The organism is Spirosoma oryzicola (genome assembly GCF_021233055.1).
GTDB classification, from domain to species: domain Bacteria; phylum Bacteroidota; class Bacteroidia; order Cytophagales; family Spirosomataceae; genus Spirosoma; species Spirosoma oryzicola.
Genome location: NZ_CP089538.1, coordinates 4,675,765 through 4,700,103 on the forward strand (window position 1 = coordinate 4,675,765; position 24,339 = coordinate 4,700,103).

Annotated in this window: 24 protein-coding genes; 14 read left to right on the forward strand and 10 right to left on the reverse strand. The window is 49.2% G+C overall.

The annotated features are described in order from the left end of the window. Positions 1-274: 274 nt before the first annotated feature. The gene (locus LQ777_RS19765) at positions 275-844 is read left to right on the forward strand and encodes a redoxin domain-containing protein (RefSeq protein ID WP_232559665.1); all 570 of its coding nucleotides are present in this window, start codon (positions 275-277) and stop codon (positions 842-844) included. Positions 845-915: 71 nt separating this feature from the next. Here LQ777_RS19765 and LQ777_RS19770 read toward each other — a convergent pair whose 3' ends face one another. Together LQ777_RS19770 and LQ777_RS19775 are read right to left on the reverse strand one after the other, a co-directional pair. Next, positions 916-1,695, reverse strand: coding sequence for a patatin-like phospholipase family protein (locus LQ777_RS19770; RefSeq protein WP_232559666.1), 780 nt, complete (start codon positions 1,693-1,695; stop codon positions 916-918). Between the two features lie 80 nt (positions 1,696-1,775). Then, positions 1,776-2,612, reverse strand: a complete 837-nt coding sequence (locus tag LQ777_RS19775; protein ID WP_232559667.1) for an MBL fold metallo-hydrolase — start codon at positions 2,610-2,612, stop codon at positions 1,776-1,778. Positions 2,613-2,762: 150 nt separating this feature from the next. Between LQ777_RS19775 and LQ777_RS19780 the strand changes: the two genes are divergently transcribed. Both LQ777_RS19780 and LQ777_RS19785 read left to right on the forward strand, forming a co-directional pair. Then, positions 2,763-3,524 carry a cytochrome b/b6 domain-containing protein gene (locus LQ777_RS19780; protein ID WP_232559668.1) on the forward strand — a complete coding sequence of 254 codons (762 nt, stop codon included), beginning with the start codon at positions 2,763-2,765 and terminating at the stop codon, positions 3,522-3,524. Continuing rightward, positions 3,521-4,336: a molybdopterin-dependent oxidoreductase gene (locus LQ777_RS19785; RefSeq protein ID WP_232559669.1), complete on the forward strand. Its 816-nt coding sequence runs from the start codon at positions 3,521-3,523 to the stop codon at positions 4,334-4,336. Before LQ777_RS19780 ends, LQ777_RS19785 begins: the two co-directional genes overlap by 4 nt. A gap of 105 nt (positions 4,337-4,441) precedes the next feature. On the opposite strand, the gene LQ777_RS30535 is transcribed toward LQ777_RS19785, so the two are convergent. Next, positions 4,442-4,564 carry a hypothetical protein gene (locus LQ777_RS30535; protein ID WP_255720733.1) on the reverse strand — a complete coding sequence of 41 codons (123 nt, stop codon included), beginning with the start codon at positions 4,562-4,564 and terminating at the stop codon, positions 4,442-4,444. Positions 4,565-4,601: 37 nt separating this feature from the next. Here LQ777_RS30535 and LQ777_RS19790 point away from each other — a divergent pair, with 37 nt between their 5' ends. Continuing rightward, a complete protein-coding gene (locus LQ777_RS19790; RefSeq protein ID WP_232559670.1) occupies positions 4,602-5,351 on the forward strand; it encodes a hypothetical protein in 750 nt (249 codons plus the stop codon). A 361-nt stretch (positions 5,352-5,712) separates the two neighbouring features. On the opposite strand, the gene LQ777_RS19795 is transcribed toward LQ777_RS19790, so the two are convergent. Both LQ777_RS19795 and LQ777_RS19800 read right to left on the reverse strand, forming a co-directional pair. Continuing rightward, positions 5,713-6,201, reverse strand: a complete 489-nt coding sequence (locus LQ777_RS19795) for a GtrA family protein (RefSeq protein ID WP_232559671.1) — start codon at positions 6,199-6,201, stop codon at positions 5,713-5,715. Positions 6,202-6,395: 194 nt separating this feature from the next. Next, entirely contained in the window at positions 6,396-6,686 is a 291-nt protein-coding gene (locus LQ777_RS19800; RefSeq protein ID WP_232559672.1) for an antibiotic biosynthesis monooxygenase, read from the reverse strand. Positions 6,687-7,037: 351 nt separating this feature from the next. Here LQ777_RS19800 and LQ777_RS19805 point away from each other — a divergent pair, with 351 nt between their 5' ends. The 5 genes from LQ777_RS19805 to LQ777_RS19825 all read left to right on the forward strand — a co-directional run bounded on the left by LQ777_RS19805 (position 7,038) and on the right by LQ777_RS19825 (position 11,154). Continuing rightward, positions 7,038-7,472, forward strand: a complete 435-nt coding sequence (locus LQ777_RS19805; RefSeq protein WP_232559673.1) for a hypothetical protein — start codon at positions 7,038-7,040, stop codon at positions 7,470-7,472. Positions 7,473-7,509: 37 nt separating this feature from the next. Next, positions 7,510-7,800, forward strand: coding sequence for a hypothetical protein (locus LQ777_RS19810; RefSeq protein ID WP_232559674.1), 291 nt, complete (start codon positions 7,510-7,512; stop codon positions 7,798-7,800). A gap of 188 nt (positions 7,801-7,988) precedes the next feature. Beyond that, complete coding sequence (locus LQ777_RS19815; protein WP_232559675.1) at positions 7,989-9,059, forward strand: sensor histidine kinase; 1,071 nt, start codon at positions 7,989-7,991, stop codon at positions 9,057-9,059. Positions 9,060-9,285: 226 nt separating this feature from the next. Continuing rightward, a complete protein-coding gene (locus LQ777_RS19820; RefSeq protein WP_232559676.1) occupies positions 9,286-10,362 on the forward strand; it encodes a sensor histidine kinase in 1,077 nt (358 codons plus the stop codon). A gap of 9 nt (positions 10,363-10,371) precedes the next feature. Then, positions 10,372-11,154, forward strand: a complete 783-nt coding sequence (locus LQ777_RS19825; RefSeq protein ID WP_232559677.1) for a LytR/AlgR family response regulator transcription factor — start codon at positions 10,372-10,374, stop codon at positions 11,152-11,154. Between the two features lie 26 nt (positions 11,155-11,180). On the opposite strand, the gene LQ777_RS19830 is transcribed toward LQ777_RS19825, so the two are convergent. After that, on the reverse strand, positions 11,181-11,507 hold the full coding sequence (locus LQ777_RS19830) for a hypothetical protein (protein ID WP_232559678.1): 327 nt from the start codon (positions 11,505-11,507) through the stop codon (positions 11,181-11,183). A 167-nt stretch (positions 11,508-11,674) separates the two neighbouring features. Between LQ777_RS19830 and LQ777_RS19835 the strand changes: the two genes are divergently transcribed. From LQ777_RS19835 to LQ777_RS19855, 5 genes are all read left to right on the forward strand, one after another. Next, positions 11,675-13,201 (forward strand): biopolymer transporter TolR, encoded by a 1,527-nt coding sequence (locus LQ777_RS19835; RefSeq protein ID WP_232559679.1) that lies wholly within the window; start codon positions 11,675-11,677, stop codon positions 13,199-13,201. Positions 13,202-13,284: 83 nt separating this feature from the next. Further along, entirely contained in the window at positions 13,285-14,121 is an 837-nt protein-coding gene (locus LQ777_RS19840) for a sugar phosphate isomerase/epimerase family protein (protein ID WP_232559680.1), read from the forward strand. A gap of 635 nt (positions 14,122-14,756) precedes the next feature. Then, complete coding sequence (locus LQ777_RS19845; RefSeq protein ID WP_232559681.1) at positions 14,757-15,308, forward strand: RNA polymerase sigma factor; 552 nt, start codon at positions 14,757-14,759, stop codon at positions 15,306-15,308. Positions 15,309-15,673: 365 nt separating this feature from the next. Continuing rightward, positions 15,674-19,090 (forward strand): isoleucine--tRNA ligase, encoded by a 3,417-nt coding sequence (ileS, locus tag LQ777_RS19850; RefSeq protein WP_232562876.1) that lies wholly within the window; start codon positions 15,674-15,676, stop codon positions 19,088-19,090. 258 nt (positions 19,091-19,348) lie between these two features. Next, complete coding sequence (locus LQ777_RS19855; protein ID WP_232559682.1) at positions 19,349-19,750, forward strand: hypothetical protein; 402 nt, start codon at positions 19,349-19,351, stop codon at positions 19,748-19,750. On the opposite strand, the gene LQ777_RS19860 is transcribed toward LQ777_RS19855, so the two are convergent. The 4 genes from LQ777_RS19860 to LQ777_RS19875 form a co-directional block, all read right to left on the reverse strand. Further along, on the reverse strand, positions 19,751-20,665 hold the full coding sequence (locus LQ777_RS19860) for a 1,4-dihydroxy-2-naphthoate polyprenyltransferase (RefSeq protein WP_232559683.1): 915 nt from the start codon (positions 20,663-20,665) through the stop codon (positions 19,751-19,753). It abuts the gene before it with no gap. 88 nt (positions 20,666-20,753) lie between these two features. Beyond that, the gene (locus LQ777_RS19865) at positions 20,754-21,371 is read right to left on the reverse strand and encodes a glutathione peroxidase (RefSeq protein WP_232559684.1); all 618 of its coding nucleotides are present in this window, start codon (positions 21,369-21,371) and stop codon (positions 20,754-20,756) included. Positions 21,372-21,435: 64 nt separating this feature from the next. Continuing rightward, positions 21,436-23,220, reverse strand: a complete 1,785-nt coding sequence (gene argS, locus LQ777_RS19870; RefSeq protein ID WP_232562877.1) for an arginine--tRNA ligase — start codon at positions 23,218-23,220, stop codon at positions 21,436-21,438. A 108-nt stretch (positions 23,221-23,328) separates the two neighbouring features. Beyond that, positions 23,329-24,333, reverse strand: a complete 1,005-nt coding sequence (locus tag LQ777_RS19875) for a DUF2278 family protein (protein WP_232559685.1) — start codon at positions 24,331-24,333, stop codon at positions 23,329-23,331. Positions 24,334-24,339: the final 6 nt, after the last annotated feature.

Consider the following 24,339-nt stretch of genomic DNA (forward strand, 5'->3'; position numbering starts at 1 on the left):
TCCTTTGTTGGTGAATATTATACACTGATAATTACAATCACTTCTATATTTCGCAATACATTTACTATAAATACCTAAATTACTTAGTATAAATACTCAATCTTTTTTTAGTTAATATACGGTTCTTCAAATTTAGGATACTAACAATTAAATTTTTTTAATCTGAAAATAGTACCATAATTTACTAGTTGATTCTAATCAGACGTTGCCTGCTGGTCTTACTACAGGAGTTTATAGCAATAGACTATTTTTGATTGGTATTTTTGTAGTTATCATGCATAGCCTTACAGACATGGGTAAACGGACAAACCGATTAACGGTGTTAATCAGCATTCACTACCGTCTCGTCATTGGCATTATACTCCTACTTGGTGCGACAAGCTGGCAGAGAAGCACCTACCAGCGTCCGACAAATCTCACGGTATACGCTTTTTTAAACACCGAATGTCCCATTAGTCAGCAATACACACGCCGACTAGCGGAGCTGTATCAGACATTTAGTCCGGAAGGGGTGCGGTTTGTTGCTGTCTTTCCGCTTCGGACGGACACGCCGAAAGCGATTGAGCAGTTTCGAGTCGATTATAAGTTGCCTTTTGCCGGACAGCCAGACAAGGGGGCACGGCTGGCCCGGCAGTTTCGGGCGCACGTCACGCCCGAAGTGGTTGTCATGCAGTCGGATGGAAAAGTGCGGTACCAAGGGGCTATCGATGATTGGTACGTTGATCTGGGAAAGCGTCGCACCGAAGCCGTACATACCTACTTACGGGATGCCCTCAACGCGTTACTAACCAATCAGCCGGTTCCTGAAGCACGCACGGAGGCAGTCGGCTGTTTAATTGAGTAACCAGCGTTTGATTTACACCGGTTGTCTGCGTAGTAGGGTGAGCGCAGGCTCAAAAGCCTTCCGGGCGCTTATTAAACAATTTCAATCGGTGGCGTTTGGAGTCGTTTCTCGATATCAGCCGCGATCGACTTCGTATACTGATAACCAACCCGGAACAGATCCCGCGCTTTGCTGATGTCGGTCGTAGTGTATTGTGCCAACTGAGGGGGTTCGATCAGCACCGAACAGCGGGCAAACCGATCTTTTGTTTTACTCTGCACCGCCAGCACCAGGCTCCGTTCGATTACCCCGCGCATCGACGTAATGGGCTTGCGCGGTCCCAGCACGTTGCAGTGCGACCCAATTAGGCAATCTACTTTGTGCTCGATGACATCGACGGGTAAATTGTTCAGGACTCCCCCATCCACATACTGCCGCTTGTTGATCATAAACGGCTCGAAAATGCCCGGCAAACAACACGATGCCAGTACGGGCCGGACGAGTTCACCCTTTTCAAACACAACCTGTTCTCCGCTGTTGAGGTCAACCGCTACTACGTGCAACGGAATTTGCAGCCCTTCGAAGGAATCATGAGGAATATACTTTCGGTATAGATCAACGATAGGATCGAGCCGCAACAGGCCCATCCGATTCCAGGTAGGTCGTAAATGCCGCACGAAAGACGACGATTCAATTAGTTTCAAGCTTTCGTCGGGGGAGTAACCCTGAGCAAGCAATGCGCCAACAATGGCTCCGGCACTGGTTCCGGCAATCTGATCGAACCCAATGCCCATTTCCTGTAAAGCTTTTATTACGCCCAAGTGAGCAACTCCGCGCGCTCCACCACCGGACAATACCAAACCAATTTTCATTGTTCATCAATTCGCTCCAATCAAATAACGACTGGATCAATTTTTTGGTTTGCACCCGTAACGCGGACAGGATGGCCGCGTTACAGAAAGTCCGAGAGTTTTCCCTTTTCGTTTACCCGAACTCCTTTCTCAGTCTTTTCAACGGTTCCGGCTTCTGTGACCGGATCATGCTCGAAGACCAGAATCCAGTTTTCGTCAGCAGCCTGTTGCAATAGCCGGGCTTTCTCGTCCATTGTCAGCAACGGTCGCATATCGTAGCTCATCACGTAGGGCAACGGGACGTGCGCCGACGACGGAATCAGATCGGCCATGTATGCAACTGTTCGTCCGTTGATCTGAAAGAGCGGCAGCGCCATTTTTTCCGTATGGCCATCTACGTACAGCAACGAGATCGTATCGTACGGAAATGGATTCTGCTCCAGAAATTTCAGTTGACCACTTTCCTGCAAAGGCCGAATATTTTCGCTCAGAAACGACGCTTTTTCGCGCGGATTCGGGTTCATTGCCCAATTCCAGTGCAATGGGTGTGTCCAGTAAGCAGCGTTTGAAAAAACCGGAACTAGCCGTTCCTCGTTTCGCCTGACGGCTCCCCCTACATGGTCAAAATGAAGGTGCGTAAGCAGTACGTCGGTTACGTCAGTTTCCGAGTACCCTACTTTTCGGATCGAACTTAGCAGCGAAGCATCCCCGTGGAGATCATAGTGACCAAAAAACTTAGCATCCTGCTTGTCGCCAATACCGGTATCTACCAGCAAAAGCCGATTTCCCTGTTCGAAGAGCAAACAACGCATAGCCCAGGTACAGCGGTTCAACTCATCGGCGGGGTTGAGCTTATTCCAGAGCGGCTTAGGGACAACACCAAACATAGCACCACCATCAAGCTTAAAAAGACCAGTATCGAGGGTTCGTAACGACATACGGCACAAGTAGAAAAGTATAGCACAAAGGTAGCGCTCTGCAATCTTGTTATTATTGATCCAATAAATAGCAATTCAAGAATCTAATAAACCCAATTGTTCGTTATAGACTACAGGCGACCCAACAAACTACCCTAACTATATTAACCGATGAAACGAATTGTCCACAAGCACCCGCTAGCCATTCGCTGGTTTCACTGGATTAATTTTCCGGTGCTGTTCGTCATGATCTGGAGCGGAATGCTGATCTACTGGGCATACGATCCGTACAAAATTCAGATCGGTGATTACACGCTTATTTCTTTTTTCCCCGACGGATTCTATAAATTTTTCAAGCTGTCCCGCCGACTGGCCGAGGGTATGGCCTGGCACTTCGTGTTCATGTGGATTTTTCTGCTGAACGGATTGCTGTATGTGGGTTATACCGTTGTTTCCGGCGAATGGCGGCATCTGGTGCCAGACCGCAACTCTTTTCGGGAAGCGGTTCAGGTAACGCTCTACGATCTGGGACTTCGTAAATCGCAACCGCCTTTTATCAAGTACAATGGAGCGCAAAAAATCGCTTATTCAACCATTATTCTTATGGGTGTTGGCTCAATACTCACGGGTTATGCCATCTATAAACCAACGCAATTTTCGTGGCTTACGCGGTTGCTTGGCGGCTACGAAGCGGCCCGTCTGGAACACTTCGTTCTAACCGTTGGCTTTGTATTGTTTTTCTTTGTTCACGTTGCTCAGGTAATTCGGGCGGGCTGGCAAAACTTTCAATCCATGATAACGGGCGTTGAAGTCATCAAGCCACACTCCCCCAATCAGCCAACACCGCAAGGGTCCGACAACGTACGCCCTGCTGGCCCATCGGAACCGACGCCATCGCCTATGACCCCTCCAACCCGACCCGCTTTATCATGACTATACCGAATAAACCCGCTCCAAACGAACCGCAACTGCCGCAGGAAGATGTTCCAGAATCAGCCGTTCGCCGACGGATGCTAAAAGCGTTCGGGTGGTTTTCTGTTGCCGCAGCCGTTCCTTTCGTTTCGTATAACTGGATAACGCGCAGCCCCAAAGCAATGGGTATGCTTAAACCTTTGCGGGATGTCCTGAACACCAACGAGACGATTGCGCGTACGTACTTTAGCGACACGCATCTAATCCGCACGTTTGCCGTTGACGATGCCGCCAAAAAAGCCCGCGTAAATGGTTACGACGGCTTGAAATCGCCGATTCCGGAAGACTGGAAACTTCAGATCGATGTTCCGGGAAAGCAACCGTTGGCATTGACTATTGACGACATCAAAGCATTACCCAAACAGGAGATTGTCTACGAATTCAAATGCATCGAAGGCTGGAGTCAGATCCAGCATTGGGGCGGAGTTCGTTTGTCTGATTTTCTGGAAAAATACAAGCTCGGAACGCGCAGCGGCAACGCTCCCTCTCCCGACAACACGGATGATCTGTTTAACTACATCGGTTTGGAAACGCCCGATAAAGGGTATTATGTCGGTATCGATATAGAGAGTGCGCTCCACCCACAGACACTGCTCGCTTACGAATTGAACGGGCAACCGATCAATAGTCAGCACGGTGCTCCGCTTCGTCTGATTATTCCGGTAAAATACGGCGTCAAAAATCTCAAGCGTATCGGTCGGATGTTCTTCGCGGATGAACGCCCGCGCGACTTCTGGGCCGAACGCGGCTACGATTATTATGTTGGTTTGTAAAACGGAACTATACTTTGCAAACCAACCATTTGTTTTACCGTCCAAATTCAAAACAGACAAATCCTTAAACTACAGTGATTTATCTTTTTAAATACGTACTATAGTTCAAAAAATCAAACTACTAGTGTAGCCCGCTTCAACGCCTGTTCGACGCAGTTCAGGTGGTTCTTTATACAGTTCAGACAGTAGCTGCTGGTTCGTCCCCCCGTTCGCGACGTAAGTTTGCATCGTTCCTCACGGATAACCAGAAACAACAAATACTGTCATGAAATCGTTTACTCAATTAGCCATGCTGGCGATTGCCCTTGTCTGCTCTACGGATCTCACTATGGCTCAGCAGTCGGTTCGGCGCCCGGCTACCCAAACCAGCACCGCCGTCAGAAAACCAGTTCAGAGACCCGCTGCCAGCCCGGTTAGACGACCAGCAACAACTGCGGTCGCACCGAGGGCACAAGCTCCGGTAGCAGAAGCCAGACCAGCCCCAGTAGAAGCCCAACCCGCTCCAACTTCGCAGACGGTTGCCCGGCCACAGCCTGGTGCGCGTTACGCTACGACACGCTCGTACAGTCGTCCATCACGCAGCAGTCATGCGGTATACCTCAACGCCGGACTTGGCTTAGCAACCTACTACGGGGGTGGTTTGCCACTAGGCGTTTCGGTTGAAGTAGACGCGAAAAACAACTTTTCGGTCGGCGGCTCCATCGACTACTACCGCTATGCCAACGGCTATTATTCAGGCGGTTACAACTTCGTCTATTTTGGCGGGCGGGCATCATACCACCTGGGCGAAGCGATGAATGTGCAAACCAGCACCTTTGACCCTTACGTTGGTGCATCCCTTGGCTTCCGGTATGCAGGCAATAGCGGGTATTATGATTACGGCGGGTACAACAGTGGCCTGTTCGTCGGATTACACCTGGGTGCCCGGTTCATGTTCGCCCCAAAAGTTGGCGCGTTCGCAGAAGTAGGTTATGGCGTATCAGCCGTGAAACTCGGTCTGACCGCAAAATTCTAAGATAATTCCTTAAAATCCGCAGGTACGCATCACGTCTGCCCTGTTTGACGATGACGCTAGTTCAAGTAGAGCACGGCCTGATGCGTACCTGCGGATACAAACACCATTTACGAATCAAACCAATGAAAACTACCAGACACATCCGCACCGTTTTGCGCACTGAACGTGCCCGGTTATTGGGTATGGAAACGGTCGTTGCCCGTCCAGTACGTCGGACAGCCGTTTTTGCGACCGGCCGATAATACGTCCGCTTCTCTATCGACGCATCACTAACTACAGAGTCAGCTCAAGGTGTAGCCCTTGCCAACAATGGATTGGCAGGGGCTTTTTAGTGATCGATACTGCAAAGAGGCTGTAGATTTTACAGGTTCATCAGCCGCTTTAGCTTATCATAAAAGCCTGTGTTTCGAAAGGTAAACTGTTTGTGCAGGACATAATTGCTGATAAAGCTTAGTCCCATGCCCGCCGTGTGCGAAGCCAGCTTATTGATGTTCACCACTTTGACGGAGAAAGGAATTGTGAATAGAATCGCTTCCATCCTTTCGGTCGAGAACTGATAAAGCAGCGAGGATCCGTAGACGGTTATGATACAGGACAGTATCGAAACTAGCGTGAATTTGGCAATTTCGCGCCGGGTCTTCGCCGAGTTTTTTGCGTTGAACGCAAAGAGCTTGGTGAGATAAAATCCAATGAAAAAAGAAGAGACATAACCGGCTAACAGCGCCTGTTCGTAGGTAACGGGAAACCACTCCTGAAGTAATGTGCCGACTATCAGCTGCAACGAAGCACCAATGGCCGCGACAATAAAATAAGCAATGAGATCTCTTTTGTTGAATAGTTGACTATTCATAGTGTACTGTGCGGGGAAACGGCAAAGATAGGTAGAAAAGCTTAGTCCGCTTTTACAGCGCGCTACAAACCCAACACAGACTTCGCTACATAACGCACGAGTCGGCTCCGTAGCCGCATGAATTAAGTCGTTGAACAGTGTACCGATACGTCATAATGGGATGCTCATTGTCATCCCATTATGAACAGAGCAGGTTAGGCGGGCAGTTCAGCGGTCTTGGTCAAAAACGTAAACGTAGGCGGTCCCACTGTACCACTGGCCTGCATTGTTTCTTTAACCGTTTGATCAGCCAAGAATCCTTCGAAATCGGCCCGCGAAGACCAGTCGAATAGAATAACAAGCTGCTCTGGCGCCGGCAGTGTAAACACCTGCGCACGTTGGCAGCCGTGGCGCTGCCGAGCAGCTTTCCCGTTTGTCGTAAAAACGGTCATAAATTGTTCATAGTCCCGAATCTGGACGTTCGCTAAAATAGAGATCGTGGTCATTGTCGTTGTTGGTAACTAGTGATTAGTACAAATTTGGAGCGATACGCGGCAGGTTGAAATAAGCGTCAACATGAACTGCTGTTTTCTGGTGTTCAGCTGTACAAGTCTCCCTTATGACGTAATTTCTTTGATCACAGGAATTTCCATCAGGTGTCATTCGTGCTTTCGCAACGGCAAGTGCTAACGATGCGTTTTCCGGTTCATTCCGCAGTTCTTCCCGTTTAAGCCGCTCTTTTGCCAGTTGGTACAGGCACCCTTTCAAACAGTCTATATTGTCGAGCACCTTTGTATCGATCAATGAGCCAAGCCCAACCGGGCAACCTCTTTTTTTCCCAAAACAACATAACTATAATGAACACATTTTTTGCTTTTCGTCGCTCAGCACTCCTCGTGCTACTCGTAGCCGCTTCTCTTTCCGCTTGTAAGAAGGAAAAAGATACGCCTGCGCCAGATTTGGCCAGCCAGGTATCAGGCACGTATAATTTCTCTGAACTAACTACAGGCGGCAAAAAGTATCCGGCCAGCGAAACCAACCTGAAAGGCACGATGAAAGTAAGCCGTCAGACCGCAACGACGGTATCCATTGATGTAGCGATCAACCTTAAATCAACGGGTGAAGCGTTCATTGAAGATTCTGCCGACGACGTAACCGTAGTTGACGCCGGCAACGGTAGCGTTGAATACCGACTAAATGGGAATGTTATTGCCAAAGGCAGCAACAACAAACTAAGCATCAGTGGCGAAGACAGCGACGGCGTTGAGCTAACTGTTTCGGCAACCAAATAAACCTCCTTTTTAACGACCGCAGCAGCGGACCAATACCATGAAATCATTCAAGAAATTTACTGTACTGGCTTTAGCCGCAATCACTCTTTCAGGATCGCTAACCAGTTGTGCAACTGTTTTTGGTGGCCGTATCACCGACGCTCAAAAACGCAAGCCAATGCCCGGCGAACCACAACGACAAGTCCGGACCGGCGCGTTGATAGCCGACATCCTATTGTTCTGGCCGGGTACCCTCGTTGATTTTGCAACCGGTGCGATTTACAAGCCTCAGCATAGCGTAACGGCTCAGAAAGTGCAGCATACACCGACAAAAAAGCAAACGAAATAGTCCGTTTGGAACGCTTCTATCCCCAAATCCCCGGCCATTACTCGCTGGGGATTTTTAGTATACGTGCCGAATAAACACCATACAGACAGAGATTGTAGACTTATTCGAGTATTTGTCTGTGTATTTTACTGAAAAGTCCTGCTCTTCGGTTAATTTGCTACAGCGGAGCTTTCCTTTTCTCACCACCCATGACCAGACAATTATCCAGGGATACGAAGTTACGCCTTTGGGGACCCTTGCTGCTGTTTGCCTTTGGTTCTTTCTTTTTCCGACTTTCGATTCTCGTCAATAACACTCCGCGTCAAGCCATTCAATACATCTGTATCGCTCTTTCGCTCGGTTATTTAGGCTGGGAGATTGCCCGACGGCTGATTGGTATTATTCAGAACAAGTATCCCGGTCTACACCGCACCCGCCAGCGGCTTATTCTTCTTGGCTTCCTGATTATTCTTCTGGCCAATGTTAATTCCTCGTTACGCGTATTGATCAATAGTTTACTGGATACCCGCATCTGGAAAGTCGATCTGTACAATTACATCGAAACAACAGGTATTCAGTTCGTCTACGTGTGCGTTTACGTCGTTGTATACGAGGGTCAGTACCTGATTCGGCAATGGCAAAAGACGTATCAGGAAAAAGAGCAACTGATGAAAGCCGAGTGGCAGGCTCGGTTCGATTCGCTGAAAAATCAGGTCAATCCGCATTTTTTGTTTAACGCGCTCAATTCGCTTTCCACGCTGATCGAAGACTCGCCCGTTCAGGCCGGAGAATTTGTCGATGAATTGTCGAAAGTGTACCGCTACCTACTTCAATCGAACGACCGCGAGCTTACGTCACTCCATACGGAGTTACGTTTTATCCAATCGTACACGCATCTACTTAAAACCCGGCATGGTTCGGGAATAGCCGTACGTACGTCAGTACCCGACAATTGCCTGACACATTCGCTCCCTCCGCTTACGCTACAGCTGCTGGTCGAAAACGCGGTCAAGCATAACATTGTATCGCCGGGCCGCCCCCTTGTTATTGACATCACCACGTCAGCCTCAACCGACAAGCTGAAGCAGGACTGCTTTCTGCTGCTGGTTCGCAATAATCTCCAGCGCAAGAGTAAACAAAGTTTGAGCAATGGGGTCGGATTAGCCAATATCGCGGCCAAATACCGGATGCTCACCCAGTCCGACATTGTTGTTCAGGAGGAAAACGACTCCTTTACGGTAGTTTTACCCTTACTCGCCCCTATGCAAACGGTACGCTGAGTCCGTACTCCTGACCGGTCACAGATACTGATTAACCCTTCATTTGCACAACTCATGACTCCATTCGTGCAATTGGTGACTATCGTGGTAAAGCCTACATGAAGGCATCGCTATCTTTAGCACTGCTAAAAAGCTCCCCAGACCGGTATTGTTTATGCATCAGTCCGTTTGTTTGCCACCTCTGAGCCAACTCAGTCCTTACAATCGGTGGACTTACGTACTGACTGTGCCTTTTCTTACCGGAGTGGTTAGTTATCTACTGGCAGGAGACGCCTACTGGCAAAACGGATGGCACTTCGCGGCAACCACGTTTCTGAACGGTGCCTTACTCACGGGTTCCTTTTTCGCCCAAAATCGCGTGACGCGTGTAGTTACCCAACGGTATCCTCGCTTCGCTCAATCACTGACACGAGTGGCTCTCGTCGTAGCGGCTAACAGCCTATTGTCGGTACTTTGTGTGAGCCTTATCGCTGGTGTATACAGTCGTTTTAGGTTAGTTAGCACCTCGTTTACGGTTGAATCGCTCCTGAAAATTTACGGTATCAACCTGTTATTTATCGTTCTTTCTGCCGGGATTTACGAAACGTTTTTCTCGCTGAACCGGTGGCAACAGATTCAAATCAACCGGGAGAAGCTAAAGAAGGAAAATTTGAAGGGACAACTGCAAGGACTCAAAAGCCAGGTCAATCCGCACTTTCTGTTTAACAGCCTGAATTCGTTATCGTCGCTGATTGCCGATGAGCCACAGCTAGCTGAACAGTTTATCGATCAAATGGCGCGCGTGTACCGATACATGCTTCAGACCAATGGACATTCCGACACGCTTCCCGTCAGCGATCATGCGATTAACGGCGAGTGCAGCGATGAATTGACAACCCTCGACGCAGAGTTATCTTTTATTGACTCTTACTATCACTTGCTGAAAACCCGCCACGGGACCGGCCTTACACTGTCCGTCCAGGTAGCGAATCATTATCGACAGCATCGCCTTCCCCCGCTCACACTGCAACTTCTGGTTGAGAATGCCGTCAAGCACAATAGTATTCTGGCCAGCCGCCCTTTGTTGATCGAAATCGAAACAACAGAATCTGGTTATCTTCGTGTGCGCAATAACGTTCAGAAAAGATCGGTTCGGAGCGATCTAGCCCGATCAGGTTCGTCCGAATCAGGTGAAGCAGAATCGACGCACGTTGGCTTAGCTAATATTCAGACAAAGTATAACTTGCTGGCACAAACGGAACCACAAATTGAAGCCGGTTCTGATTATTTTACCGTTACATTACCTCTTTTAGCACAAGCATAAATTAAGTCCATGAACGCCCTAATCGTTGAAGATGAAGAATTAGCCGTGCGTAAACTCCAGAAGTTACTGCACGACGTAGCCCCCACCCTGAACATCGTTGGCGTAACGGCCAGTATCGACGATACGGTCAACTGGCTAGAGGACCGCCGGACAAGTGGTCAGCCCGAGCCCGACCTTATTTTCCTGGATATCGAATTGGCCGACGGTCAAAGTTTCGAGATTTTTGAGCGAACACCGGTCAGAAGTACCGTTATTTTTACAACCTCCTACGATGAATACGCGTTGCAGGCGTTTAAGGTTAACAGCATCGATTACCTGCTTAAGCCCGTTCAACGCGACGATTTGCAACGAAGTCTTCAGAAATACGAAGCGTTGCGCGGTCGCCCGGTGGACGATCCGGCTCAAAACATTGAAAAGCTTCTCCAACAGATTCAGCGGCAGGCTCCGCGCGATTACCGCCAACGCTTTCTGGTACGACAGGGTCAGCGCCTATTATCGGTTGAAGTGGGCGAGATTGCGTATTTCTACACCGAAGACCGCTACAGCTTTTTCTCGACCCATACCGGGCAGAAGTTTCTGGTCGATTACACGCTGGATGAACTGGCCGACAGTCTGGACCCAGGCCGCTTCTTTCGGATCAACCGGGGAGTTCTGGTAACACACCAGGCCGTCGATCAGATGCAGCCTTACTTCGGTAACCGGCTCGCGCTGAACCTGCGCCCTACCTTCGACAAGGAAGCGTTGGTGAGCCGGGAAAAAGTAAGCGACTTTAAGACCTGGATGGGGAAATAACCAGCCGGGTCTTAAAGGCCATTTCGTTACCGCAACGAATCTTTTTTTGTTTTTCCAATCGGTATACCTACCCCAAAGGCCCTGGGGTCAGTTGGCGGATTGGTTTTATTTTTCCGCTTTTTGCGGTCGTTTTGCGGTATGGCCGTGGCCGTTGGGTTAGCGGGTGCCTGCATCATCGTTCCGGGACCGGATAGCGGAGTATCAACGCCCGGTATCGGAACATGCGTCGATGGTGAAGCCTCACGGGGCGTTTGTGCGGAGTCAAGTTTTGTCAGCCGCTGCGATGAGTCAGCCTGGCCAAAACAAATCGACCCGTACAGACTGATCGACAGGAGTAATAAAAAGGAACGCATACGAAAAGACAGTTTGTTGAGTAAATCGTTTCTGACGGAAAACACATCCGTTATTCTCTTCTCAACTAACCGTAGCAGGTAACAGTTTAGCGAAACCGGAATCTGGAAGTAAACTTTCTTCCGTTGCTTCTTTTGACTGAGTTAGCCAAGACTTACTCACGACCCTGATGCCTTTCTACAAACGCTTTAAGCAAATTAACCTGTTGCTGATTGGCCTGCTGGCCAGCCTAGCCGTTTCGACAAACGCTCAGCAGAAATCGGTGGGTGTGTTCGACGGACAGGATGATATTGGCCAAGCCAAACAGCCCCTGTCCGTTCGTTTTAATGCCGCTACGTACGAGTTGAGCGGTGCAGGAGTCGATGCAGCCACAACGCACTTTCTGTGGAAACGCATAAAGGGCGATTTTATCGTTTATACGCGGTGCCATCTGACCTCTACCAATCCACACCACACAATCGGCTGGCTGGCCCGAGCCAGTCTGGCCCCAAACGCTCCCCAGGTGAGCGCCACCGTGCAAGGCAGGGGAAACCCATCCCTACAAATTCGTAGAATGGCGGATGGCCCCAGCGACGAAAGTCGAATTAGCCTGAGTAACGCGGACGTTATCCAACTGGAACGCCGTGGGACAACCTACACCCTGCGCGTGGCGAAGTTCGGTGAGCCGTTTCAGATTCGGGAGGTGGCGAATCTCAATCTGGGCGACGAAATTTACGTAGGTCTGTTCGTTAGTGGCGCTCAGAAGAACACCCTTGCCAAAGGCGTATTTCAGGATGTTCGTCTTACCGTCCCGGTCAGCCCCGACGTACCGGCTGGCCAGATGAATCTCGGCAGTCGGCTGGAGCTACTGGAGGTGGCAACGGGAAAGCGGGAAGTTATCCATACAGCACCCAATTCGATTCAGGCTCCCAACTGGACGCCCGACAACAAGACGCTGATCTATAATGGTCAGGGCTTTATTTACGCATTTGATTTGGCCAGCCGTCAGCAGAGCGTCCTGAACACCGACGACGTCAAGAACAACAACAATGACCACGTTTTGTCTTTTGACGGAAAAATGCTGGGCCTCAGTAGTGGGGTTAAGGAACTAGGCGGATCAATTATTTACACGGTTCCGGCTACGGGTGGCGCACCAAAGCAAATTACGCCTAAAGGGCCGTCCTATCTGCACGGGTGGTCGCCCGATGGTAACAGTTTAGTATTCTGCGGTTCGCGTAATAACGAATACGACATCTACAAAATACCCGCAGCTGGCGGACCGGAGATCAGGCTCACCGACGCGAAAGGGCTCGACGACGGTCCGGAATTTACACCCGACGGTACGTTTATTTACTTTAATTCAAACCGTACCGGCACCATGCAGATCTGGCGGATGAAACCCGATGGCAGCGAACAGGAGCCCGTCACCAATGGCGATTTCCATGATTGGTTTCCGCATATTTCGCCGGATGGCAAATGGGTTGTTTTTCTGTCGTTTCTAAAAGAAGAAGTGCAGTCCGGTGACCATCCCCCGTACAAACACGTTTATCTCCGGCTGATGCCCATCAAAGGAGGAAAACCAACGATCATCGCTTATTTGTACGGTGGTCAGGGTTCGATCAATACCCCTTCGTGGTCGCCCGACAGCAAACGAATCGCGTTCGTCAGCAACACAGACATCAGTACGTTGAGTCCGGCAGAGATAACGGATAATTAGTCAATCCTGGTTGCCGAAGCGTATATTGCATCAACTAGCCGACTTACAGCGACGAAGTAAACTCATTAATTTTATCGGGTCGAATGAAAACAAGACGTGAATTCCTCAAAGCATCGGGCTATCTGGCAGTAGGCGCTGCTTTAGTCCCTAATCTAGCCAAAGCCGCGAAAGTGAAGAATGTCGGTATTCAACTCTATACAGTTCGCAAGGAGATGCTGGCCGACGCAGCAGGCACCTTAAAGCAATTGGCTCAAATTGGCTACACAGAACTGGAATCGGCCCGCAGCGAAAAAGGTAATTTCTATGGCTTACAGCCTAAAGAAATCAAAAAAATTGCCAACGACCTGGGCATGACCGTACGCAGTGGTCACGTACAAATCGACAACAACTGGCAACGCACGGTTGACATGGCGGCAGAAGCGGGACAAACCTACCTGGTGTGTGCGTCACTACCAACAGAAGGCCAGACCGTTGCGAACTACCACCGTTGCGCTGACGCATTTTCTAAAGCTGCCGAAACCTGCAAAAAAGCGAATCTGGTCTTTGGGTACCACAATCACGAATACGAGTTTGAAAAAGTAGATGGCAAAATTCTGTACGACATTCTGCTGGATCGCACCGATGCTAACCTGGTGAAAATGGAGATGGATTTAGGCTGGGCCATTCTGACGGGCAACGACCCACTCGCTTATTTCAAAAAATATCCGGGCCGTTTTCCGCTGTGGCACCTCAAAGACATGGACAAGACCAAAAAGGAAAGCACCGAATTTGGTAAAGGTCAGATTGATATAAAGAAGATGTTGCAGAATATGGACAAATCGGGAACGAAGTATTTCTTTGTCGAGCAGGAAGAATACCCTAAGACGGCGATGGAAAGTGCCAAGTACGATTATGATTATCTGGCAAAGCTAACGTATTAACCAGCCTGCCTCACAAACACCGATAGCCGGACTGAGTTCGCTTCTAAAACCAGTTAAACAAGTGCTGGTGCGATTAACGTAGCGTGTCTGGCTATCGGCGTTTACCAGGTGACTACATTTTACAAGACACACCTACTAAACGATTCATTACCATTATATTTCATCCTAAGAAATATTTAAGTTGCCCCTGAATTATTGTACCGTTTACGATTACTCCGCTGAATTTTATTTATCACAGTTTGCCTTACGAGACGCTGATTTCTTAAACAAAAGCGTTCTGATTTTTTGGTAAGGTTCAGCGTAACCAACTTATCTGTCTAGATCTTAAAATAGATTTTATACTTTTCTTACACCGATAAAGCGTCTGTTTATTTCTCTGTTAAATCATATTTTATCCGCGTAAACAAAACAAAGTGCCCTAATCAAACATTTTAGTAAGTTACTACGTACTTTGTCAATTCTTTGCTTCTAACAGAGGAAATCTATGGACTTGTGGTAAACACGCTTGTTAACCAATCTACCATTTAATATATTTTTCGTGTCTTAATTAACTGGTTTCAGTCTAAAATAAATAAAGGAGCACTTAGTTAGCAGAGCTTGTTAAAATACAACTTGAATTGCACTAGTAAAGGATTATGCATACTTCACTGACCGACGAGAATATTATTCGCCTGTACTTACCTAATCAGCCGAATGAGTGTTTTGAGACACTGTACACACGATATGTCAACAAAGTATATCGTCGTTGTTTGTCACTTACCCACGACTCGGCCAAAGCTGAAGACTTTACGCATGATATCTTTCTAAAAGTATTTGACAAACTCGATGCTTTCCAGGAACGGGCTCGTTTTTCAACCTGGCTTTATTCGATTGCCTACAATTATTGTCTGGATCAAATTCGTCTGTCGAAACGCCTGAACACGGTTACAATGGACGACGACTACGAACTTGATATCGCCGACAACCAGGAATCTGTACTGCACGAAGAGACGCTACAGATGGTAAAGCAAGCGATGGATACACTGTCCAAAGAAGAAACGACGCTCCTACGGATGAAATACGAAGATGGAATGAGTATCGACGAGATTGCCGACCTGTACAACCTTAAAGCCAGCGCGGTAAAGATGCGTCTAAAGCGCAGCCGGGATAAAATTCATCGGCTGTACGAGCAACAATACAACAGCTAATTATTTTTTTCAATTCAACTTACCAAAAGGTGACCAAAGAGGTTAACTTTGCTCTAAATGGTAAAGACCCTCTATAAACCAGAAATTGCTCAGGGCCCAGCTGTAATGGCTGGGCTTTTTTTTTGGCAAATTCATATACTTCCCGCTGTTCACCAGTTTTATCTTAAGTAAGACTGATAGAATCATCCTACCTCCCGAAAGCGAACCGTACGGGCAAGCTTTTTTGTTCGTACAGTACATACGGTTATTTACTGACCTGAGTTATGGCTTCGGCTTTCGTGCCCCAGTCTATTTCCGTATCTTTGCACTCATTTTTAACCGCATGGGTTTCAAATAACTATTTAAAAAACTCGTGCTATTCGTTTATTCCAGGCGTGAAGTATCAGCAATATGAGTCCCTCGATTACGCGAAGATCGCAGCCGAGGTTTTAACGTATTGGAACCAAAATCAGGTTTTCGAACAGTCGGTCGCTATTCGCGAAGGGAAGCCCACGTTTACGTTTTACGAAGGTCCGCCTTCGGCCAACGGAGCTCCCGGTATTCACCACGTAATGGCCCGGACAATTAAAGATATTTTCTGCCGGTACAAAACCCTACAGGGCTTTCAGGTCGAGCGGAAAGGTGGCTGGGATACGCACGGTCTACCCATTGAGCTACAGGTTGAAAAAGAACTTGGCATTACCAAGGACCACATTGGTAAACCCGAGTCGGAAGGGGGCATCAGCGTTGAAGCCTACAACCGCAAGTGCCGCGAAACCGTTATGCGGTTCACCGATCAATGGAACGACCTGACCCAGAAAATGGGCTACTGGGTTGACCTCGACAATCCGTACGTCACCTACAAGAACGAGTACATTGAGTCGGTGTGGTACCTGCTGAAGAAGCTGTACGATCAGGATCTACTGTACAAAGGGTATACCATTCAGCCTTATTCGCCGAAGGCCGGAACGGGCCTGAGTTCACACGAGCTAAACATGCCCGGCACCTACAAGGACGTGCGCGATACGACCATTGTGGCTCAGTTCCGAGTAAAGCTGACGGGCAAATCAGGCTATCTGTTCGATGCCGCCGACTCCGACGACATCTTTATTCTGGCCTGGACGACTACCCCCTGGACGTTGCCAGCAAACTCGGCGCTGACAGTTGGTAAAGACATTGAATACGTCCTGATCAAGACTTTCAACCCCTACACCTTTAAGCCGATTAACGTTGTGCTGGCAAAGGCGTTGGTCAGTCGTTGGTTTAACGAAAAAGGGCGGGTTGACTTTCCGGACGATCCGGCGTTCGATGCCTATCTTCCAAACGACAAGGTCATTCCCTGGGCTATTATCGACATACCGGGCTTCAAAGGTGAACATCTGGAAGACATCGAGTATGACCAGTTGATGCCGTACGTTACCCCCGACAAACCCGCCTTCCGGGTTATCATGGGCGACTTCGTTACGACGGAAGACGGTACGGGTGTCGTTCATACGTCGCCAACCTTCGGTGCGGATGACTTCCGGGTGTCGCAGGCGGCTGGTATTCCGGCCATTATGGTCAGAGATGAGACCGGCAAGGAAGTACCTATTGTCGATAAGCACGGTCAGTTTGTTGACGAGATCACGGATTTTGCTGGTCGGTACGTAAAAGAAGAATATTATTCGGACGAAGAACGCGCCGATCCGGAGTTCAAGCCAACCGATGTGCTGATCGCCATCAAGCTGAAAGAAGAAAACAAAGCGTTCCGGGTCGAGAAATACGAACACCCTTACCCGCACTGCTGGCGGACCGATAAACCGATTCTGTATTATCCGCTCGATAGCTGGTTTATCCGCACGACGGCGAAAAAAGATCGGCTGGTTGAGCTAAACAAACAGATCAACTGGCAACCCGAAAGCACCGGAACGGGACGCTTCGGCAACTGGCTCGAAAACCTCGTAGACTGGAACCTCAGCCGAAGCCGTTTCTGGGGAACACCACTTCCCATCTGGCGATCAGAAGCGGGCGAAGAAGTTTGTATCGGCTCGGTCGAAGAGCTACAGAATTACGTGCAGGAAGCTCAGCAGAGTGATGTGCTGACTGATGAGCAACGGACCAAAAACAGCGCGTTTCTGGATCAACTTTCAGCTGGCGAGTACGATCTCCATCGGCCCTACGTCGATGAGGTGTACTTTGTGTCGGCGTCGGGCAAGGTTATGCAGCGTGAGTCGGATCTGATCGACGTTTGGTTTGATTCGGGAGCGATGCCGTACGCGCAGTGGCATTATCCGTTCGAGAATGAGGCTGTTTTCAAGAAGGCGTTCCCGGCTGATTTTATTTCGGAAGGCGTTGACCAGACGCGGGGTTGGTTCTTCACGCTCCACGCCATTGCCGGCATGCTGTTCGATTCGGTTGCGTTCAAAAACGTTGTTTCGACGGGACTGGTACTCGACAAGAACGGCAACAAAATGTCGAAGCGATTGGGCAACGCCGTCGATCCCTTCGCGACCTTATCGCAGTACGGAGCCGACGCAACGCGCTGGTACATGATCACCAACGCTGAACCGTGGGATAACCTTAAATTCAATACGGAAGGCATCGGCGAAGTGCAGCGAAAACTGTTCGGAACCCTGTCGAACACGTACAATTTCTTTGCGCTGTACGCCAACCTCGATCAGTTTTCCTTTGCTGGACGAACCATACCGGTAGCCGAGCGCCCGGAGCTTGACCGCTGGATTTTGTCGAAACTGCAATCATTGATCCTTGAAGTTGAAGAACAGTTCGATAGCTATAACCCAACCAAAGCAGGTCGGGCGGTTCAGGACTTTGTGAACGATCAGCTCTCGAACTGGTATGTGCGCTTATCACGTCGGCGCTTCTGGTCCGGGGTCGCGTCCGACGGTGAAATGACACCCGATAAACAAGCAGCTTACGAAACCCTGCATGAGTGTCTGACAACCATTGCGCAACTGATGTCGCCCATTGCGCCATTCTACGCCGATTGGCTGTACCGGAACCTGACGGAAGGCAATACATCGGTGCACCTGACAGACTTTCCGAAGGCCGAGCGTGCTTTGATAGATATGGAACTGGAAACGTCGATGGAACTGGCGCAGGATATATCGTCGCTAGTTCACTCGCTACGTAAAGGCCACAAACTAAAGGTTCGTCAGCCTTTGAGCCGCGTGCTTATTCCGGTACTCAACCCCGATACGCGTCGGCAAATTGAGCACGTTGCGCCAATCATCCTGTCCGAGGTTAACGTGAAAGGCGTTGATTTTGTGGACGATGCAAGTGGTATTTTAAAAAAGAAAGTGAAGCCCAACTTCAAAGCGCTTGGTCCCAAGTTTGGTAAACAAATGAAGGACGTAGCCGCTGCGATCACGGCCATGACCGAAGATGATCTGAAACAGTTAGAGGCATCCGGCAACTGGCAGTTACCGCTGGGCACTATTTCGCTTTCCGACGTTGAGATTTTAACTGAAGATATTCCGGGCTGGCTCGTGGCTAGTGAGGGGGGACTGACTGTCGCGCTGGACGTTAACGTAACTGATGAACTGCGCCGGGAAGGCATTGCTCGTGACTTCGTAAATCGCATTCAGAACCTGCGTAAAGATCGCGACTTCTCCGTCACGGATAAGATCCAGATCACGTTGGAACGTAACGATGATTTACTGGCGACCGCAATCGAAGCGAATCGCGAGTACATCCAGCAGGAGGTTCAGGCGATCTCACTTGAGTTGGTTAGTGACTTAAATGGTTCGGCTACGGAAATTGAAATGGACGAGTTTCAACTCCGGGTTAAAGTGGATCGACTGTAAGTAAGCTGCTACAAACAGGAATTTCATTTTTATAAAAAAAGCTGCCTTGAATAAGGGCAGCTTTTTTTGTGCATTAGCAGCTCATTTTGTAGCAAGGCTGTGTATTCTAGCTTTGATTAAGTATACTATAGATGATTATTTATTGACAAACGGCATGAAACTTGTACGGTATTTAGTGGGATCTTCTGCTTACATGAACGCAACTCATTCAGATTGGCCGATAACCCATCAATCCACTTAATACTTGTACACTTTTTGATGGAACCTTTACAAAACACGCTACAGTCGTTTGTCAACAGTTACCACTCCATAATGTGGCGACTCCGGGAATGCAAGCTGAATGACGAGCAATTAAGCTACGAGGTTAACCTCAGCAGCGGGGCGATTCGCAATCGCCGGGCTAAACCAGACCTTTGGAAGCTCAAGGAAGTTGAGCAGTTGGCCGCTTATTTCTCAATCCCAACTACTGCTTGTCGGCAAATGAATGCGCTGCTCCACGACCTACCCAACCGGTGGGGTACAATGCCAGAAGGCGAACGTCGTCGTGTCGAACGCATGCTTTCGATCAGACGATCTCAGTTTGAAACATACAACAAAACAGATTGGCCCGTGCGCCATTTGCTTAACATGCACCGGATCATGAATCTGTCAAACGCCTAATCAAGCAAGTACCTGCCCAAGACCGAAAAGAATAACAAACAGCAATGTTGACAAAGCCAACTGTCCCAGTCGGGCGTTTAGCTCGGCGGGACGTTTGTGCGTAGCCACGAACCGGCCATTCACGACAAATAAGGGGAACGTAAGCACGTAGAGATAGCCTACTGCGGGTGCGCTCGTTAGAAAAGAGTAAGCCAATGCACAGAACATGCCTGCCAGCAGCAGTCCCCAATGGTAGCGGATCGCAAGCGGTAAGCCTATTCGTGCGGGAATCGAGCGTTTGCCGGTCAGCGTGTCGGTTTCTATATCGCGAATGTTGTTGATGTTCAGTACGCCTGTAGCAAATAAGCCAACGCTGGTAGCTGGCAGTAATAAGATGGGACTAAAGGACAAGGTGTGCAGAAAATACGTGCCTAGCACACCGACCCAGCCAAAGAACAGTAGAACGGCAATATCGCCAAAACCGGCATACCCATAAGGTCGCTTTCCGTTTGTGTATCCAATAGCAGCCGCAATACTGAGCAGACCAAGAATCAGAAAAAACCAGAACAACTTCGGCCCTGCTCCGAAAAAGGCGATCACCAATAACCAGATACCACTAGCCAACGACAGCACTGAGGTAATGATGATGCCGCGCATCATCGCTTCTTTGGTGATATCACCCGTCGCTACGGCCCGCCGTGGGCCTACGCGCAGTTCGGTGTCTTTACCCGACACTGCGTCGCCGTAGTCATTGGCAAAATTAGATAAGACCTGTAGGAAAATAGTTGTCAGCGCAGCCAGTAACGCAATTGTCCAGCTGAAGTGCTCAGTAGATACCGATGATCCGGCGGCCAGAAAACTACCGAGAATAATACTCGCTAGTGATAAGGGTAACGTGCGCGGTCGAGCCGCAGCAATCCAATTTTTTACGGACATGGGTAATGTGTAAAAGCACAAATAAGTGATCAAGCAAATAACATCCGAAAATGCACTTACTCAACCACTCATCCGCGCTTTTAGCAATTTAGATGCCTACGGCTTTCTTGAATTCTTCATCGTCTGGCTTCACTTTCGAAGCAAAGAAGTGAGTCAGCTCACCTTTTTCGTTGATGACGTATTTGCAGAAATTCCAGGTTGGCACTTTATCGTTCCAGCCATTCATATCTTTGGTAGTCAACCACTTGTACAGCGGAGCCTGATCGTCACCCAGTACCGATACCTTCTCGAACATCGGGAACGTTACACCGTAATTTTTCTGGCAGAACGACGCAATTTCTTCGCTGGTACCGGGCTCCTGGCTTTTAAAATTATTGGCAGGAAAACCGAGTACCACAATTTTGTCGCCATGCTCTTTGTAAAACTTCTCCCAGTCGGCATACTGTGGCGTAAACCCGCATTTAGACGCTACGTTCATAATAACGACCTTTTTGCCTTTGAATCCGCTCAGCGAAACAGGTTTGCCGTCGAGTGATTTCACCGTGAAATCGTAAAGCGTTTTTGTCGGCGCAGCGGCATTCGCTGGTGCTACAGCCACTTCGTTTTTGTCAGCCATAATTCCTTTGACGAGTGTTGATAATGACTTGAAGCTCGTGGTGGTAAACGCTACAGCCACTACAGCCAGTAGGATCATTGCTTTTTTCATGGTAACCGGATTGTTGTATAGAGTTTGGAAGAATAATACGTACGTTAAATTCAGACGACTGGATCTACATTTTATCGGGCACGTCTATGCCCAATAAACCCATTGCCTTTCGAATAGTTTCACCGACTGATTTTGACAGAGTTAACCGCGTATGCAGCTTCACGGCATCGGTCTCTTTCAGGATCGATAGCTTATCGTAAAACTGGTTGAACGTCTTTGCCAGATCGTAGGCGTACTGCCCTATGTACGAAGGCGCATAGCTCTCTCCCGCTTCGGCCACGCGTTGCGGATATTGACTCAGCAGGAAGATAAGCTGACGCTCAATTTCGTCAAGCGTTCCGTTCTGAACCGCGCCGGCCAGCGAAACGCCGGAATCAGCCGCCTTCCGTAAGACCGACTGGACACGAGCGTGTACATACTGAATGTACGGCCCCGTGTTACCGTGCAGATCAACCGATTCTGCCGGATTGAACTGCATTCTTTTTTGCGGATCGACTTTAAGCAGGTAGTATTTCAGCGCGCCCAGGCCCAGCATCCGAAAAAGAGTTGCTTTCTCGTTATCGCCAAACTCATCCATCTTGCCTTTGGCGGCTTCGTCGGCAGCCGTAGCAGCCGCATCGATGGTTTCCTGGATCAGATCGTCGGCATCAACAACGGTTCCTTCGCGCGATTTCATCTTGCCGGTCGGTAAATCGACCATACCGTAGGAAAGGTGGTACAGGCCATCGGCGTACGTCCGGCCCAATCGACGCAGAATCGCAAACAGTACGTTGAAATGGTAATCCTGCTCGTTACCAACAACCCAAATCTGACGATCATTCTGAAAATCCTGGTACTTCAGATCAGTGGTCCCGAGGTCCTGCGTCATGTACACCGAAGTACCGTCGGAGCGCAACACCAGCTTCTGGTCTAAGCCTTCTTCGGTTAAGTCGATCCAAACGGAGCCATCATCCTTGCGGTAAAAGACGCTTTTTTGCAGCCCTTCTTCAACGATTTCCTTGCCGAGCAGATAGGTGTTCGACTCGTAATAAGTCTTGTCAAAACTCACGCCAATGCTGCGGTACGTTGCGTCGAAACCTTTGTACACCCAGGCGTTCAGCTGACTCCAAAGCGCTACAGTCTCTTCGTCACCTTGTTCCCAAAGCCGCAGCATCTGCTGTACCTCAAGCATCAGGGGTGCTTTTTTCTCTGCTTCCTCTTTAGCCATGCCCTGCCCGACCAGTTCTTCGATCTGCGCTTTGTAGGCTTTGTCGAACAGGACGTAATATTTTCCAATCAGGTGATCGCCTTTCATACCAGCCGACTCCGGTGTTTCACCGTTGCCGAACAACTTATACGCCAGCATGGACTTACAGATGTGAACGCCCCGGTCGTTGACGATACAGGTTTTCACCACGTCATAGCCGTTGGCCGCCAGAATCCGGCTGACCGAGTCACCCAGAAAGTTGTTACGCAGGTGTCCCAGGTGAAGCGGCTTGTTGGTGTTTGGCGACGAAAACTCAACCATCACCGAGCTTTGTTTGGCCGGGAGCGTGCCAAACGCCGGATTGGTTGCGATGTCGTTTAATACGTCAACCCAAGCGGCATCGGCAATGCTGATATTCAAAAAACCCTGTACGACGTTGAAGCCGCTGACGATGGCGCTATTCTCGGCTAACCAGGAGCCAATTACCTGTCCTATCTGCGCGGGTGCTTGTCGAAGGGCTTTGGTGAGTGAAAACGTGACAAACGTGTAAAGCCCCTCAAATTCTTTCTTGGTGGGTTGCAGGGTAACTTCGTCAACGGTTGTTTGAAAAAGCACCTGTATAGCTTGCTGTATATCGGTTTTTAATTGTTCCTGAATGTCCATTCGGTCGGATTCCATGTCGAATCACAAAGGTAACTCTTCAAGTCTTCGAATTACAAATTGTACCAAACTGCGACGGATGGTATGATTTCACCGCCGATAGTCTTTTGGTTAAAACACCACGAGTCTTCCCGTCTGGCTAACCTGACTTTGCGTATACGATACCCCCGCCACTTTTAGTCCCGTTGGATCGAGTAAACTGATCGAGCCGCCGTCATTGCTCAACACAACCCGCTGTCCATTAAGCGCGTATACAAACACCTCTCCTGCCGGTACGACTCCACTCAAGGGTTCACGACGATTGGCTTTATCGACCAGTTCGTAGCCAGCCAGGTCAATCGCATTTGGCGACGCATTCAGAATATAGACACGTTCAGGTTTACCCGCCTGAGGTTTCACCAGCGCGGCAATCAGGTGCAGATCAGCCATTTCCGGCACGGGTTGCGGCCCGCCCGGCACCTTCGTAATCGCATGGCCGTTTTCGTCGGTATGGAAGGACTGCGACTGAAACGCCAGAAATAGCGCTACCCATCGGTTCGTACTCGTAAAATGAATCAGAATGCCCCCATCCTGCCAGATGCCATCCTGCGCGACAAACTGACCAACGTTGCCCTGATTCATGTGAATGTCGTGGATACCCCGCCCCGGCAGAAAAGCAAAGTACTGGTCAGGTTTTGTTTCGGGTCCCCAGGGTTCGCCAAAGGCGTAGAGTTCGGCATCGGGGTTGTTCATCGCCCGTTGAATATACAGGTCGAGTTTGTCATTGAGATCGTTGTCTTCACCGGGTACCTCCAGCGGCAAAGGCTGCATTTGCGCCGTATCGAATAGGTTACGCCGAACGAAATCCAGCGCCAGCCCATTTGGTTTACTCGGGACAGCAGTTAGTCCGGTGGGCAGCTTGGCCTGGGCGATCTTGTCAAGAATTTCGTGCGTGTAGTTGTCACTGAAGAAATACAGCACTTCGGACGGAGCAACCTTCGACTTCGCGTTGACGGCAGCACGGTACTGAACACCCTGCGCATCTTCGATCAGAATTTGAAAGTGGGCACTCTGCGCTGTAGCACGTTTGCGATCTTTGACGCGTCCTTTCAGGATGCTATAATTGGCGATTGGCATGATAGT